Source organism: Enterobacter sp. DNB-S2 (assembly GCF_019443845.1).
GTDB classification, from domain to species: Bacteria; Pseudomonadota; Gammaproteobacteria; order Enterobacterales; family Enterobacteriaceae; genus Enterobacter; species Enterobacter asburiae_B.
The window spans coordinates 2482728-2497938 of the sequence record NZ_CP050520.1 but is presented as its reverse complement, the minus strand read 5'-3'; the positions used below and the strand labels follow the sequence as shown (position 1 = coordinate 2497938).

General features: G+C 55.8%; 13 protein-coding genes. 7 read left to right on the top strand and 6 right to left on the bottom strand.

From position 1 onward, the window contains the following. Positions 1-126: 126 nt before the first annotated feature. The 3 genes from HB664_RS11855 to HB664_RS11845 form a co-directional block, all read right to left on the bottom strand. Positions 127-2040 carry a DNA topoisomerase III gene (locus tag HB664_RS11855; RefSeq protein WP_033145248.1) on the bottom strand — a complete coding sequence of 638 codons (1914 nt, stop codon included), beginning with the start codon at positions 2038-2040 and terminating at the stop codon, positions 127-129. A gap of 4 nt (positions 2041-2044) precedes the next feature. After that, positions 2045-3088: a selenide, water dikinase SelD gene (selD, locus tag HB664_RS11850; protein WP_182071146.1), complete on the bottom strand. Its 1044-nt coding sequence runs from the start codon at positions 3086-3088 to the stop codon at positions 2045-2047. A 115-nt stretch (positions 3089-3203) separates the two neighbouring features. Then, positions 3204-3755 carry an NAD(P)H nitroreductase gene (locus tag HB664_RS11845; RefSeq protein ID WP_033145247.1) on the bottom strand — a complete coding sequence of 184 codons (552 nt, stop codon included), beginning with the start codon at positions 3753-3755 and terminating at the stop codon, positions 3204-3206. Positions 3756-3922: 167 nt separating this feature from the next. Between HB664_RS11845 and sppA the strand changes: the two genes are divergently transcribed. The 3 genes from sppA (at position 3923) to pncA (ending at position 7510) form a co-directional block, all read left to right on the top strand. After that, the gene (gene sppA, locus HB664_RS11840) at positions 3923-5779 is read left to right on the top strand and encodes a signal peptide peptidase SppA (protein WP_048977354.1); all 1857 of its coding nucleotides are present in this window, start codon (positions 3923-3925) and stop codon (positions 5777-5779) included. A gap of 63 nt (positions 5780-5842) precedes the next feature. Further along, positions 5843-6859: an asparaginase gene (ansA, locus tag HB664_RS11835; RefSeq protein ID WP_008500705.1), complete on the top strand. Its 1017-nt coding sequence runs from the start codon at positions 5843-5845 to the stop codon at positions 6857-6859. Positions 6860-6868: 9 nt separating this feature from the next. Beyond that, positions 6869-7510: a bifunctional nicotinamidase/pyrazinamidase gene (gene pncA, locus HB664_RS11830; RefSeq protein ID WP_219939498.1), complete on the top strand. Its 642-nt coding sequence runs from the start codon at positions 6869-6871 to the stop codon at positions 7508-7510. 45 nt (positions 7511-7555) lie between these two features. Here pncA and HB664_RS11825 read toward each other — a convergent pair whose 3' ends face one another. Both HB664_RS11825 and msrB read right to left on the bottom strand, forming a co-directional pair. After that, complete coding sequence (locus tag HB664_RS11825) at positions 7556-7819, bottom strand: YeaC family protein (protein ID WP_196238666.1); 264 nt, start codon at positions 7817-7819, stop codon at positions 7556-7558. 56 nt (positions 7820-7875) lie between these two features. Further along, a complete protein-coding gene (gene msrB / locus HB664_RS11820; protein WP_008500710.1) occupies positions 7876-8289 on the bottom strand; it encodes a peptide-methionine (R)-S-oxide reductase MsrB in 414 nt (137 codons plus the stop codon). A gap of 340 nt (positions 8290-8629) precedes the next feature. Here msrB and gapA point away from each other — a divergent pair, with 340 nt between their 5' ends. Together gapA and HB664_RS11810 are read left to right on the top strand one after the other, a co-directional pair. Further along, on the top strand, positions 8630-9625 hold the full coding sequence (gapA, locus tag HB664_RS11815; RefSeq protein WP_023311257.1) for a glyceraldehyde-3-phosphate dehydrogenase: 996 nt from the start codon (positions 8630-8632) through the stop codon (positions 9623-9625). 74 nt (positions 9626-9699) lie between these two features. Beyond that, positions 9700-10584: a D-hexose-6-phosphate mutarotase gene (locus tag HB664_RS11810; RefSeq protein ID WP_219939497.1), complete on the top strand. Its 885-nt coding sequence runs from the start codon at positions 9700-9702 to the stop codon at positions 10582-10584. Between the two features lie 78 nt (positions 10585-10662). Here the strand turns inward: HB664_RS11810 and HB664_RS11805 are convergent, their stop codons facing one another. Further along, positions 10663-11409, bottom strand: a complete 747-nt coding sequence (locus HB664_RS11805; RefSeq protein WP_032657936.1) for a MipA/OmpV family protein — start codon at positions 11407-11409, stop codon at positions 10663-10665. Positions 11410-11840: 431 nt separating this feature from the next. Here HB664_RS11805 and yeaG point away from each other — a divergent pair, with 431 nt between their 5' ends. Together yeaG and HB664_RS11795 are read left to right on the top strand one after the other, a co-directional pair. Next, the gene (yeaG, locus tag HB664_RS11800) at positions 11841-13775 is read left to right on the top strand and encodes a protein kinase YeaG (RefSeq protein WP_008500713.1); all 1935 of its coding nucleotides are present in this window, start codon (positions 11841-11843) and stop codon (positions 13773-13775) included. A gap of 75 nt (positions 13776-13850) precedes the next feature. Continuing rightward, on the top strand, positions 13851-15134 hold the full coding sequence (locus HB664_RS11795; protein ID WP_219939496.1) for a YeaH/YhbH family protein: 1284 nt from the start codon (positions 13851-13853) through the stop codon (positions 15132-15134). Positions 15135-15211 lie beyond the last annotated feature (77 nt).

The window sequence follows — 15211 nt, the reverse complement described above, 5'->3', positions numbered from 1 at the left end:
TTTATCGCGTGCGGCCGGATGCCCTCACCCCGGCCCTCTCCCACAGGGAGAGGGAGAAAACCGGGCGTATCAGGCCGCAGAGCTGCTTTTCGCCGGGTAGCGGCTGCGCCTTACCCGACCTACGGTTTAAGAGGCTGCCGCGCTCTTTTTCTTCTTGAACGGTTTCTTCGCGCCGCCACCGGGCGCAACCATCCCTCTGAACGTTTTCACCGGCGTGCTGCGCGCCTGATCGATCAGCTGATAAAGCGTCCCGACCAGCGGCTGCATAAAGTCCTGATAGCGGCACTGCTTCTCGCTGATCTGCGTCAGCACCGATTCCCAGTGCGCGGTCATGTCCGGCCTCGCGGCCAGCTCCGGCAGAGAATGAATCAGCGCCCGGCCCGGTTCCGTTGAGTGGATGTAGCGTCCCTTTTTCTCCAGGAAGCCACGCTTAAAGAGCAGCTCGATGATCCCCGCTCGCGTCGCTTCCGTCCCCAGACCGTCGGTGGCGCGCAGGATCTTCTTCAGATCTTTATCCTGCACAAACCGGGCGATCCCGGTCATCGCCGACAGCAGCGTCGCATCGGTGAAATGGCGCGGCGGCTGGGTCTGACGTTCAACCACTTCGCCCTTCTCGCACAGCAGTTCGTCATCTTTAGCGACCACCGGCAGCGGCGTGCCGTCGTTCTCTTCGTCGCGCTCTTTATTCCCCAGCAGCGTGCGCCAGCCTGCTTCCGCGAGGAAACGCGCTTTGGCGATAAACTTGCCTTTGGCAATCTCAAGCTCAATCACGCACTTACGGAATACCGCGTCCGGGCAGAACTGCATCAGGTACTGACGGGCGATCAGGTTATAGACCTTCGCTTCGTTCTCGGTCAGGTTGACGTTGCTGGCGCGCGCCGTCGGGATAATCGCGTGGTGAGCATCGACTTTTTTGTCGTCCCAGCAGCGGTTATGGGTGTCAGGGTTTACCGCCGGCTGCGGGAGCAGATCCGGCGCGTGGACGCTGATGGCGTTCATCACCGAGTGGCGACCGGCAAAGTGCTCTTCCGGCAGATAGCGACTATCCGAACGCGGATAGGTGATGAGCTTGTGGGTTTCATAGAGCTTCTGGCAGATGTCCAGCACGTTCTGCGCGCTCAAGCCAAACTTTTTGGCCGCCTCAATCTGAAGTGCAGAAAGCGAGAACGGCAGCGGCGCGGGTTCTGATTCCCGTTTATCGTTATAGCTGGTAACGATAGCCGGCTGGCCGGTAATGCGGTTAACCACGTGATCCGCCAGCGGACGATGGAGCAGTCGCCCCTCTTCATCCTGATACGATTCACAGGCATCGCTAGGCTGCCAGACGGCGGTAAAGCGTTCGTCTTTAGGCGTGACGATATGCGCTTTCACCTCAAAGAAATCTTTGGCGACGAAGTTCTCAATCTCTTCGTCACGACGCACGACCAGCCCCAGCACCGGCGTCTGCACGCGCCCCACGGAAAGCACGCCCTGATAGCCCGCGTTGCGCCCGAGGATGGTGTAGGCGCGGGTCATGTTGATGCCGTACAGCCAGTCGGCGCGTGCGCGGGCTAATGCCGAGACGCACAGCGGGATAAACTCGCTGTTGGCGCGCAGGCGCGAAATCGCCCGCTCGACGGCCTGCGGGTTGAGGTCGTTTATCAGGCAGCGCTGCACCTGCTGGCGCTTTTGCGGCGCCAGCTCAAGATAGTCCAGCACTTCATCCACCAGCAGCTGCCCTTCCCTGTCCGGGTCACCCGCGTGCACAATTTCAGCGGCGTCATGCAGGAAGCGCTTGATCACGTTGAGCTGTTTGGTGACCGAAGGACGGGGCTGCAGGCGCCATTTTTCCGGCACGATGGGCAGATCGTTCAGGTTCCAGCGGGCGTAGCGGCTGTCGTAGACGTCCGGCTGCGCCTGCTCAAGCAGGTGACCAATACACCAGGTGACCACCTGCCCGTTACCGCATTCGATAAAGCCGTCGCCTTTGCGATGCGGTTTAGGCAGCACATCGGCAATGGCACGGGCCAGGCTCGGCTTTTCGGCAATAAACAACCGCATCGAATTAACGGATCTCAATCATCGGTCGGCCACCGCGCGCGGTCACCAGCTCGCCGATCGCCGTCAGGGTGATGCCAAACTCGGCGGCAGTGGCCTGAACCTCGGCTTCAGATTCCGGCGTCACCGCCAGCAGCAGGCCGCCGGAGGTTTGCGGATCGCACAGCAGGTTGCGCCACTCCTCGGGCATTTCGCCCATCATGTGACCGTAGCTGGCGAAGTTGCGCTGGGTACCGCCCGGGACCGCGCCCTGAGCAATATACTCCTCCACGCCCGGCAGCTTCGGCACGTCCTGATACCAGACCTGCGCCTGCACGCCCGCGCCCTGACACACTTCAGAGAGGTGCCCCAGCAGACCAAAACCGGTGACGTCGGTCATCGCCTTCACGCCGTCGATATTGGCAAACGCCGCACCGGCGAGGTTCATCTGGCACATGACTTCGGTTGCCAGGCCTTTGTGCTCCGGTTTCAGCAGGGATTTTTTCTCGGCTGTGGTCAGCACGCCAATGCCCAGCGGCTTGGTGAGGAACAGTTTGCAGCCCGCCTGCGCGGTGCTGTTGCGCTTCACGCGTTCGGTCGGCACTACGCCGGTAACGGCCAGGCCAAAGATAGGCTCCGGCGCATCAATAGAGTGACCACCGGCCAGCGCAATCCCCGCCTGCTGGCAGGCAAAACGTCCGCCATCAATCACCTCGCGGGCCACTTCCGGCGGGATGGTGTTGATCGGCCAGCCCAGAATGGCAATCGCCATGATCGGCTTACCGCCCATCGCGAAGATATCGCTGATGGCGTTGGTGGCCGCAATGCGCCCGAAGTCGAACGGGTTGTCGACAATCGGCATAAAGAAGTCGGTAGTACTGATAATGCTGGTGCCGTTACCTAAGTCATAAACTGCAGCATCGTCACGCGTTTCATTGCCGACAAGCAGGTTCGGGTCGACAAACTTCGCCTGTTCACTGTGCAGGATGGTCTCCAGCACTTTCGGGGAAATTTTACAACCGCAACCGGCTCCGTGGCTGTACTGCGTTAAACGAATGGTTTGCTCGCTCATGGACGTCTCCTGTCATCTCAATCGCGCTATGGTAGCGCTCATTCCATAAAGAGGTAAGTATGACTGTCTGAATTCTGCGGCAGATGCTCAGAATCCAGACAGTTTAGGTGCGTTATCAGAAATGGCTGACGAAAGGCGTGGTGTCCGGAATGCTGATGGTGCTGGAGGCTTTAAGCTGCGGGGTGCCGAGATAGAGGAAACCGACAATTTTGTCATGCTCACCGCAGCCAAAACCGTCACGGACCGCCGGGCTTTCGGTCAGCGCACCGGTACGCCAGATACCGTTAAAGCCCTGCGCGACGGCGGCCATTTGCATCGCCATCACCGCGCAGCCTGCGGACATTTCCTGCTCCCAGACCGGCACCTTATGGCCGGCCTGGCATTTCGCCACGACGGCGATAATCATCGGGGCGCGGAACGGGGCATTGCGCGCCTTGTCGATCCCTTTCTCATCCTGCCCGGCGGCAACCGCGCCCTGTTCCAGCAGCTGGCTGAAACGATCGCGGCCTTCGCCTTCAATCACAAAGAAGTGCCACGGCTGCAGCGTGCCGTGATCGGGGGCACGCATGCCGGCACGCAGAATGTTCTCCAGCTGCTCGCCTGCCGGGGCAGGTTCGGCCAGACGGGAAGCGCTACGGCGGTTAACAAGCAGTTCGAGTGCGTCCATTGGTTAACTCCTTTCTTGAAATTTACTCACAAAATTAACACGACGGCAGATTTTGTTACAGCCTGGCAGGCGATTCCTGCTGACAAGTGGCGGTTGGGTCATTACGATAACCCAACATTACCGTCCAGTGGCGACGGAAACAGTCATTTTCTGGTTAGGGAGAATACATGCGAACCCTTTGGCGAATCATTGCCGGTTTCTTTAAATGGACGTGGCGACTGCTCAACTTCGTCCGCAACCTGGTGATGAACATCTTCTTCATCCTGCTGGTTCTGGTTTGCGCGGGCATCTGGATGCATATCAGCAACGCGAATCAGGCGCAGCATTCGACTCGCGGGGCCCTGTTACTCGATATCACCGGCGTTATCGTTGATAAACCGTCCGCCAGCAACCGTCTGGGGGCAATCAGCCGCCAGCTGTTTGGCGCGACATCAGACCGTCTGCAGGAAAACTCCCTGTTCGATATCGTCGATACCATCCGCCAGGCCAAAGACGACCGTAACATCACCGGGATCGTGCTGGATCTGAAAGATTTCGCCGGAGGCGATCAGCCTTCAATGCAGTACATCGGTAAAGCGCTGCGCGAATTCCGCGACAGCGGCAAGCCGGTGATTGCCGTGGGCGACAGCTACAGCCAGGGGCAATATTATCTGGCGAGCTTCGCCAATAAAATCTGGCTCTCCCCGCAGGGGACGGTGGATCTGCACGGTTTTGCCACCAACGGCCTGTACTACAAATCCCTGCTCGACAAGCTGAAGGTTACCACCCACGTCTTCCGCGTCGGCACGTATAAATCAGCCGTCGAGCCGTTTATCCGCGACGACATGTCTCCTGCCGCCCGTGAAGCGGACAGCCGCTGGATTGGCGAGCTGTGGCAGAACTATCTCGGCACCGTTGCCGCCAACCGCCAGATTACGCCTGAGCAGGCGTTCCCCGGCGCGAAAGGCGTGCTGGATGGCCTGCGTAAGGTTGACGGTGATACCGCGAAATATGCGCTGGATAACAAACTGGTGGATGCCCTGGGCACCAGCGCCGAGATTGAAAAATCCCTGAGCAAGCAGTTTGGCTGGAGCAAAGAGGATAAAAATTACAGCGCCATCAGCATGTATGATTACTCGACGAAAAAGCCGGATGACAGCGGTAACAGCGTCGCGGTGGTGTTTGCCAACGGCGCCATCATGGACGGTCAGGAGACCCCGGGTAACGTGGGCGGCGATACTACCGCGTCACAAATCCGCGATGCTCGCCTGGATCCGAAAGTGAAAGCGATCGTCCTGCGGGTGAACAGCCCTGGCGGCAGCGTCAGCGCCTCCGAGGTGATCCGCGCTGAACTGGCCGCGGCGCGCGCCGCCGGCAAGCCGGTGGTTGTATCAATGGGCGGAATGGCCGCCTCCGGGGGTTACTGGATCTCAACCCCAGCCAACTACATCGTGGCTAACCCAAGCACGCTGACCGGTTCGATTGGCATCTTCGGGGTGATCAACACCGTGGAGAACAGCCTGGATTCTCTGGGCGTGCATACCGATGGCGTTGCCACCTCTCCGCTGGCGGATGTGTCGGTGACCAAATCCCTGCCGCCGGAAGTCTCTGAGATGATGCAGCTCAGCATTGAGAACGGCTATAAGCGCTTTATCACCCTGGTGGCGGACTCGCGTAAAAAGACGCCAGAGCAGATCGACCAGATTGCGCAAGGCCACGTCTGGACCGGCCAGGATGCGAAGAGCAACGGTCTGGTGGACAGCCTGGGCGACTTCGATGACGCGGTGAAGAAAGCCGCCGAGCTGGCGAAGCTCAAGCAGTGGCATATCGAGTATTACCAGGACGAGCCGTCGTTCTTCGATATGGTCATGGACAGCATGTCCGGCTCTGTACGCGCCATGCTGCCGGAGGCGATGCAGGCTTACCTGCCTGCGCCGGTCGCCACGGCGGCGAAAGCGATGAAGGCGGAAAGCGATAAGCTCGCGGCCTTTAACGATCCACAGAGTCGTTACGCGTTTTGCCTGACCTGCGCTAACGTCCGTTAAAAACCGTCCCCTCTTCCCGCGAAGAGGGGATTTTTTTCTTTTGAAGAACAAGAACTCACTACCATGCAGAAGAAATCGATTTATGTAGCCTACACTGGCGGTACCATCGGTATGCAGCGCTCTGAAAACGGCTATATCCCTGTCTCCGGCCACCTGCAGCGTCAGCTTGCGCTGATGCCAGAATTCCACCGTCCGGAAATGCCTGACTTCACCATCCACGAATACGAGCCGCTGATGGACTCCTCCGACATGACGCCGGAAGACTGGCAGCATATCGCGGATGACATTAAAGCCCATTACGACCAGTACGACGGCTTTGTGATCCTGCACGGCACCGACACCATGGCGTTTACCGCCTCGGCGCTCTCCTTCATGCTGGAGAACCTGAGCAAGCCGGTTATCGTCACCGGGTCGCAAATCCCGCTGGCGGAGCTGCGCTCGGACGGGCAGATCAACCTGCTGAACTCCCTCTACGTGGCGGCGAATTACCCGATCAACGAAGTGTCGCTGTTCTTCAATAACCGTCTGTATCGCGGCAACCGTACCACCAAAGCCCATGCTGACGGTTTTGACGCCTTCGCCTCCCCTAACCTGCAGCCGCTGCTGGAGGCCGGGATTCATATCCGTCGTCTGGGCACGCCGCCTGCACCGAACACCGCCGGCGAGCTGATCGTGCATCCGATCACTCCGCAGCCGATTGGCGTGGTCACTATCTACCCGGGTATCTCCGCCGATGTGGTGCGTAACTTCCTGCGCCAGCCGGTGAAAGCGCTGATTTTGCGCTCCTATGGCGTCGGCAACGCGCCGCAGAACGGCGAATTCCTGAAAGAGCTTCAGGAAGCCAGCGAGCGCGGAATTGTAGTCGTGAACCTGACCCAGTGTATGTCCGGAAAGGTCAACATGGGCGGCTATGCCACCGGCAACGCGCTGGCGCACGCCGGAGTTATCAGCGGGTTCGATATGACCGTTGAGGCAACGCTGACTAAACTTCACTATTTACTGAGTCAGGATCTGGACATTCAGTCTATTCGCAGCGCGATGATGCAAAACCTGCGCGGCGAGCTGACCCCGGACGAATAAGGAGTGCTCATGAAGCAACGCGCCCTGTTACTGGTCGATTTGCAAAATGATTTCTGCGCGGGCGGTGCGCTGGCCGTCGCCGAAGGTGACAGCACCGTTGACGTGGCAAACACGCTGATTGACTGGTGCAAAGCCCGCGGTGAAGCGGTTGTCGCAAGCCAGGACTGGCACCCGGCGAATCACGGCAGCTTTGCCAGCCAGCACGACGTCGAGCCTTTCACTCAGGGGGAACTCGACGGGCTGACGCAAACCTTCTGGCCGGATCACTGCGTACAGCAGACGGAAGGCGCGGAGCTGCATCCGCTCCTGAACCAGAAAGCTATCGACGCGGTGTTCCATAAAGGTGAAAACCCGGCTATCGACAGCTATAGCGCGTTTTTTGATAACGGGCATCGCCAGAAAACGGCGCTGGACGCGTGGTTACGCCACCATGAAATCACGGAGCTGATGGTGCTGGGCCTGGCGACGGATTACTGCGTGAAGTTTACCGTGCTGGACGCGCTCCAGTTGGGGTATACCGTCAGCGTCATCACCGACGGCTGCCGCGGGGTAAACATTCACCCGCAGGACAGCACTCAGGCGTTTATGGATATGGCTGCGGAAGGCGCAACGCTGTATACGCTCGAAGACTGGCTGGAAACACAGGCGTAGTCTTTTACGCCCTCTCCCTGTGGGAGAGGGTATCAACCTGCACCGTTATTGCATTTTCATCGTCGCAATCGGCTTCGGCGTGATGCCAAAGTCTTCTTTCAGCTCGCGCTTGCTCTTCATGACCATCTGGCCTTTGGTGTCGATCGTCATGTGCTGCGCGTCGGTGTTATTGCGCGCCTGCCACAGCATCACCAGCTGCAAACTGTTCTCTTTTTGCTCCGGCGTCAGCGCAACGCCGTCGGGCCATTTTCCCAGTTCTACGGCGGTCACCAGACGCTGATAAATCTCCGGCGTCATGCCGCTAATCATGTCATCAATATTCACTCTCGCGCCCTTTCAAAGGAATAATTTGCTGAATCGTTTTTTCAACCCTTAATCTGATCACCGTTTTCATCATCGGTGAAGCTCATTGAGGCTGAATTTACGCAAAAACGCTCGCCCGTAGGCTGGGGGCCATCCGGGAAGACGTGCCCAAGGTGCGCATCGCAGTTGCCGCAGCGAATTTCCGTACGCACCATGCCGTGCGACGAGTCGGTCAGGTAGCGGATGGCCTCATCGCTCACCGGCTCGTAGAAACTCGGCCAGCCGCAGCCAGAATCAAATTTCGTTTGTGAATTGAACAGAGGCGCATCGCAGACCAGGCAGTGGTAGACGCCGTCTCGCTTGTTGTGCAGTAAACGCCCGGTGAACGGCGGTTCCGTTCCGTGATTCTGCGTCACGTAAAACTGCATTTCTGTGAGGTTTTTTTTCAAATCGTCAGGGTTACGTTGGTTCGACATATGCTTACATCTCGCTGTAGAAACAGACATCTTTCACCCCGGATTCTAACAAAACATTAACACCCTTGCGTGCACTTTTGATCTAAACTTATGTGTCGCGAATAAGCGGTCAGGCAATTGTGATCACGTTCACATTTTTATCCTGAGAGGACTTTAAAATCCCGGCTCAGCCCCCATATGGGTGCAAGCTCAAAGGGAAAGTGAGGCGAGTCAGTCGCACAAACGTTAGTCACAGGATTGATTTGTCGCAATGATTGACACGATTCCGCTTGACGCTGCGTAAGGTTTTTGTAATTTTACAGGCAACCTTTTATTCACTAACAAATAGCTGGTGGAATATATGACTATCAAAGTAGGTATCAACGGTTTTGGCCGTATCGGCCGTATTGTTTTCCGTGCTGCTCAGAAACGTTCTGACATCGAAATCGTTGGTATCAACGATCTCCTGGACGCTGAATACATGGCGTACATGCTGAAGTACGACTCAACTCACGGTCGTTTCGACGGCACCGTTGAAGTGAAAGACGGCCACCTGGTTGTTAATGGCAAAACCATCCGCGTTACTGCTGAAAAAGACCCAGCTAACCTGAAATGGAACGAAATCGGTGTTGACGTTGTTGCTGAAGCAACCGGTATCTTCCTGACCGACGAAACTGCGCGTAAACACATCACCGCTGGTGCGAAGAAAGTTGTTCTGACTGGTCCTTCCAAAGACAACACCCCAATGTTCGTTCGTGGTGCAAACTTCGAAACTTACGCTGGCCAGGATATCGTGTCTAACGCATCCTGCACCACCAACTGCCTGGCACCGCTGGCTAAAGTTATCAACGACAACTTCGGCATCATCGAAGGTCTGATGACTACCGTTCACGCGACTACCGCTACTCAGAAAACCGTTGATGGCCCGTCTCACAAAGACTGGCGCGGCGGCCGTGGCGCGGCTCAGAACATCATCCCATCCTCTACCGGTGCTGCTAAAGCTGTAGGTAAAGTACTGCCAGAACTGAATGGCAAACTGACTGGTATGGCGTTCCGCGTTCCAACTCCTAACGTATCCGTTGTTGACCTGACCGTTCGTCTGGAAAAAGCTGCTTCTTATGAAGAAATTAAGAAAGCGATCAAAGCTGCTTCCGAAGGCGCAATGAAAGGCGTTCTGGGCTACACCGAAGACGACGTTGTATCTACCGATTTCAACGGCGAAATCTGCACTTCAGTATTCGATGCTAAAGCAGGTATCGCACTGAACGACAACTTCGTGAAACTGGTTTCCTGGTACGACAACGAAACTGGCTACTCTAACAAAGTACTGGACCTGATCGCTCACATCTCCAAATAAGTTGAGATGAGTGTTTGATCCAAAAAGGCGACTTCGGTCGCCTTTTTTATTGTTTTTAGACAGAGGATTGCTTAATGACTCATAAAATTTTTGCACTTCCGGTAGTCGAACAACTTACCCCTGTGCTCTCCCGCCGTCAGATTGACGGTGCTGATATTATCGTCGTTGACCACCCACGCGTTAAAGCCTCCGTAGCGCTCAACGGCGCCCACCTGCTCTCCTGGAAACCGGAAGGCGAAGCAGAAGGCTTATGGCTGAGCGATGCGACCTCCTTCAAAAAAGGGGCCGCAATCCGCGGTGGCGTACCGATCTGCTGGCCGTGGTTCGGCCCGTCAGCACAGCCGGGTTTGCCGTCTCACGGTTTTGCCCGTAACCAGCAGTGGACGCTGAAAGCGCATAACGAAGATGACAACGGCGCAGTGCTGACCTTTGAGCTGCAGGCTAATGATGAAACCCGCGCCCTCTGGCCGCACGATTTCACCCTTTATGCCCGCTTCAAGCTGGGTAAAACCTGTGAAATCGAACTGGAAGCTCACGGCGAGTTCGAAACCACCTCTGCCCTGCACACCTATTTCAACGTGGGTGATATCAGCGCCGTGAAGGTGAGCGGCCTGGGCGATACCTATATTGATAAAGTCGATAGCGCGAAAGAAGGCAAACTGAGCGACGGCGTTCAGGCATTCCCTGACCGTACCGACCGCGTCTACCTGCACCCGGAAGCGTGCAGCGTGATCCACGACGGCGCCCTGAACCGCGGCATTGAAGTGGTCCATCATCATCACAGCGACGTGGTTGGCTGGAACCCGGGCCCTGCGCTGTCCGTCAGCATGGCCGACATGACGGATGATGGCTACAAAACGTTTGTCTGCGTGGAAACCGCTTGCGTGAGCAACCCGCAGAAAGCGAGTGAGGAAAAACCGTCTCGTTTAGGGCAGACGATTCGCATTGTTAAGCGATAAATTCACTGCACCACGCTAAAGCAAACGGGGCGCAAGCGCCCCGTTTTGATGCAAAGATTGCACTGAATTAATGCACAATCAGAACTTGTAGCTCACGCCCACAGAGAAGATGCCTGCCCAGGACTTATCGACCATCGGACTATCCTTCACTTCATCGCTCAGACGCTCATAGCGGCCGGTACCGTACACGCTCCAGTCGCCAAGGAAGTTGTAGCTCGCGGTCAGCTCCAGGTAAGGATCCCAGCCGTCATCTGCACTGTAGCTTTTCAGACCACTGCGGCGGGACTCGTTTTTAGAGACGCCGTAATAGTAGTCGTTGTAGTTCTCGCTGTTGTACTGCACACCGATACCCGGCGTCAGGGTGAGCCCACCGTTGGTGTAGCGGTACAACCACGCCAGATCCCAGATAAAGCCGTTGCTGTTATCCAGCGTGTCACCCGCCAGTGCCGTACGCAGGAAGCCATACTCGGTGTTATGTACATACGAGAGCCCGGCCATCATGGTGCTTTTACGCTTGTCGAGCTGGCGAAGCGCATGGCTGTCGCTGTCACCCGGCTTGAAGTGCGTTGGATCGTAGTAGGCCATGATGGAAAGCTTATCGGCCTTATCGTTCCAGAGATAGTAGCCGCCGCCGAGCCCGCGGAACCAGACGTTGTCGCCTTCATAGGTGATAACGGGAACAGGATAAACATCACGGTCATACTGTTTATACGGGCTGTTAATGACGCCAACACCCGCGCCAACCGTCCACTGACTTTCCGCCTGCGCGGTGTTCACTGCGGTTGCGGCAAGGATGCCTAATGCCAGAAGTTTGAGTTTGGTCACAATCCATTCTTTCCTGTAGTCAAATAATCAGCGGATGAAGTGTAACCGCCATTCCCGTACATCCCAAAATTTTTTGCCTGCTAATCAGTCTGATTAACCCATTATTCTTAACTTTTCAGATGACAACACGCTTTCATTTATATGACCACTGAATGAAAAACGTGCATTTGTCTTATAACGACAGTGGAAATTTTTGGATGAGTTATTGATATGTCATTGAAAGTAGATTTTCTGGGCATGCAAGTTTTGCAAATGCCATCTACGCTTTAATTTAAGAAGAGTTTTCCTGAACACCCTGCGGTTCTTAGCGTCTGACCTGGCACACAGGTTGCTGCTCTGGCAGTGAGGTGCGAGAGATTCTCTTCCGGGAGCCTCCACTACTCATACGAACGGCTCTTATCCTGTGCTAAAAAACGAAAGGACGGCATGCCATGAATATATTCGATCACTATCGCCAGCGCTATGAAGCTGCCAAGGACGAAGAGTTCACACTGCAGGAGTTTCTTACCATCTGTCGGCAAGATCGCAGTGCCTATGCCAATGCGGCAGAACGGCTATTGATGGCTATTGGTGAGCCAAACATGGTTGACACTGCCCTGGAGCCTCGGCTTTCCCGTCTCTTTTCGAACCGGGTGGTAGCCCGATACCCGGCGTTTGAAGAGTTCTATGGTATGGAAGATGCCATCGAACAGATTGTCTCCTATCTGAAGCATGCCGCTCAGGGTCTGGAAGAGAAGAAACAGATCCTCTATTTACTCGGCCCGGTGGGGGGCGGTAAATCCTCGCTGGCTGAACGCCTGAAGTCGCTGATGCAGCGCGTTCCTATTTATGTGCTGAGCGCCAACGGTGAACGCAGCCCGGTAAACGACCATCCGCTGTGCCTGTTCAATCCGCAGGAAGACGCGCAAATTCTGGATAAAGAGTATGGCATCCCGCGTCGCTACCTCGGCACCATCATGTCGCCGTGGGCGGCAAAACGCCTGCACGAGTTTGGTGGCGACATCACCAAATTCCGCGTGGTGAAGGTCTGGCCGTCTATCCTTGAGCAAATCGCCATCGCCAAAACAGAACCGGGTGATGAGAACAACCAGGATATCTCGGCGCTGGTGGGTAAAGTCGATATCCGTAAGCTGGAAAACTTCGCGCAAAACGATCCGGATGCCTACGGTTACTCAGGCGCGCTGTGCCGTGCGAACCAGGGGATTATGGAATTCGTCGAGATGTTTAAAGCACCGATTAAAGTGCTGCATCCTCTGCTGACGGCGACCCAGGAAGGCAACTACAACGGGACGGAAGGTATCTCCGCCCTGCCGTTCAACGGGATTATTCTCGCCCACTCGAACGAATCTGAATGGGTGACCTTCCGTAATAACAAAAACAATGAGGCCTTCCTTGACCGCGTGTACATCGTCAAGGTGCCTTATTGCCTGCGGATCTCCGAAGAGATCAAAATTTACGAGAAACTGCTTAACCACAGCGAGCTGGTGCACGCTCCTTGCGCACCGGGAACGCTGGAAACGCTGTCGCGCTTCTCCATCCTTTCGCGTCTGAAAGAGCCGGAAAACTCCAGCATCTATTCGAAAATGCGCGTCTATGACGGTGAAAGCCTGAAAGATACCGACCCGAAAGCGAAGTCGTATCAGGAATACCGCGACTATGCTGGGGTTGATGAGGGGATGAACGGTCTGTCCACGCGCTTCGCGTTTAAGATCCTCTCCCGCGTCTTTAACTTCGACCATGCGGAAGTGGCGGCCAACCCGGTTCATCTGTTCTACGTGCTGGAGCAGCAAATCGAACGCGAGCAGTTCCCGCAGGAGCAGGCTGAACGCTACCTTGAGTTCCTCAAAGGTTACCTGATCCCGAAATACGCCGAGTTCATTGGCAAAGAGATCCAGACGGCCTACCTGGAATCCTATTCAGAATACGGGCAGAACATTTTCGACCGTTATGTCACCTATGCTGACTTCTGGATCCAGGATCAGGAGTACCGCGACCCGGATACCGGCCAGCTGTTTGACCGTGAATCCCTGAACGCGGAGCTGGAAAAAATCGAGAAGCCTGCCGGGATCAGCAACCCGAAAGACTTCCGTAACGAGATTGTGAACTTTGTCCTGCGCGCCAGAGCGCATAACAACGGACGCAATCCGAACTGGACCAGCTACGAGAAACTGCGCACGGTCATTGAGAAGAAAATGTTCTCCAATACCGAAGAGCTGCTGCCGGTGATCTCGTTTAACGCCAAAACCTCCACCGATGAGCAGAAAAAGCACGACGACTTTGTCGACCGTATGATGGAAAAAGGCTACACCCGCAAGCAGGTCCGCCTGCTCTGCGAATGGTATCTGCGCGTGCGTAAATCGTCTTAAAAACAAGTGCCCGGTGGCGGTTAGCGCTGACCGGGCCTACAAAATGCAAGTTGGCAAATGCAGTACGGGGGGTATATGACCTGGTTTATTGACCGGCGTCTTAACGGCAAAAACAAGAGCACGGTGAACCGCCAGCGCTTCTTGCGTCGTTATAAAGCGCAAATTAAACAGTCTATCTCCGAGGCCATCAACAAACGCTCGGTGACCGACGTCGACAGCGGCGAGTCTGTCTCCATCCCCACCGATGACATCAGCGAACCGATGTTTCATCAGGGGCGAGGCGGCCTGCGCCATCGCGTACACCCAGGTAATGACCACTTCGTTCAGAATGACAGAATTGAGCGTCCTCAGGGCGGCGGCGGTGGTTCAGGAAGCGGTCAGGGACAGGCCAGCCAGGACGGTGAAGGTCAGGACGAATTTGTCTTCCAGATTTCGAAAGACGAATATCTCGACCTGCTGTTTGAAGACCTGGCGCTGCCGAATCTGAAAAAGAATCAGCATCGTCAGATTAATGAATACAAAACCCATCGCGCGGGCTATACCGCCAACGGCGTGCCCGCCAATATCAGCGTCGTGCGTTCGTTGCAGAATTCGCTGGCGCGACGAACGGCCATGACGGCGGGCAAACGGCGCGAACTGCGCGAGCTGGAGAGCAGCCTGAAGGTCGTGGAAAACACGGAACCGGCGCAACTGCTGGAAGAGGAGCGTCTGCGTAAAGAGATTGCGGAACTAAGAGCGAAGATCGAACGGGTACCGTTTATAGACACCTTCGACCTGCGCTACAAGAATTACGAAAAACGCCCTGAGCCCTCCAGCCAGGCGGTGATGTTCTGTCTGATGGACGTTTCCGGCTCGATGGACCAGGCCACGAAGGATATGGCGAAGCGTTTTTATATTCTGCTCTACCTGTTCCTGAGCAGAACCTATAAGAACGTGGAGGTGGTCTATATTCGTCACCATACTCAGGCGAAAGAGGTGGATGAACATGAGTTTTTCTACTCGCAGGAGACCGGCGGGACCATCGTGTCAAGCGCTCTGAAGCTGATGGATGAAGTGGTCAAAGAGCGTTACGACCCGGCGCAGTGGAACATTTATGCCGCGCAGGCGTCCGATGGCGACAACTGGGCCGACGACTCACCGCTGTGTCACGAGATTCTGGCGAAGAAAATTCTGCCGGTGGTGCGTTACTACAGCTATATCGAAATTACCCGTCGCGCGCACCAGACCCTGTGGCGGGAGTATGAACATCTGCAAGCAATGTTCGATAATTTTGCCATGCAGCATATCCGTGACCAGGATGATATTTATCCGGTGTTCAGGGAGCTGTTCCATAAACAATCTGCTACCAGCAACGCATAATCCAACAGCCAGCTAACGCGCTGGCTGTTTTCTTTCGACCCCGTTCATCCCGTGCTAATGTAGAAAGCTGCATACTG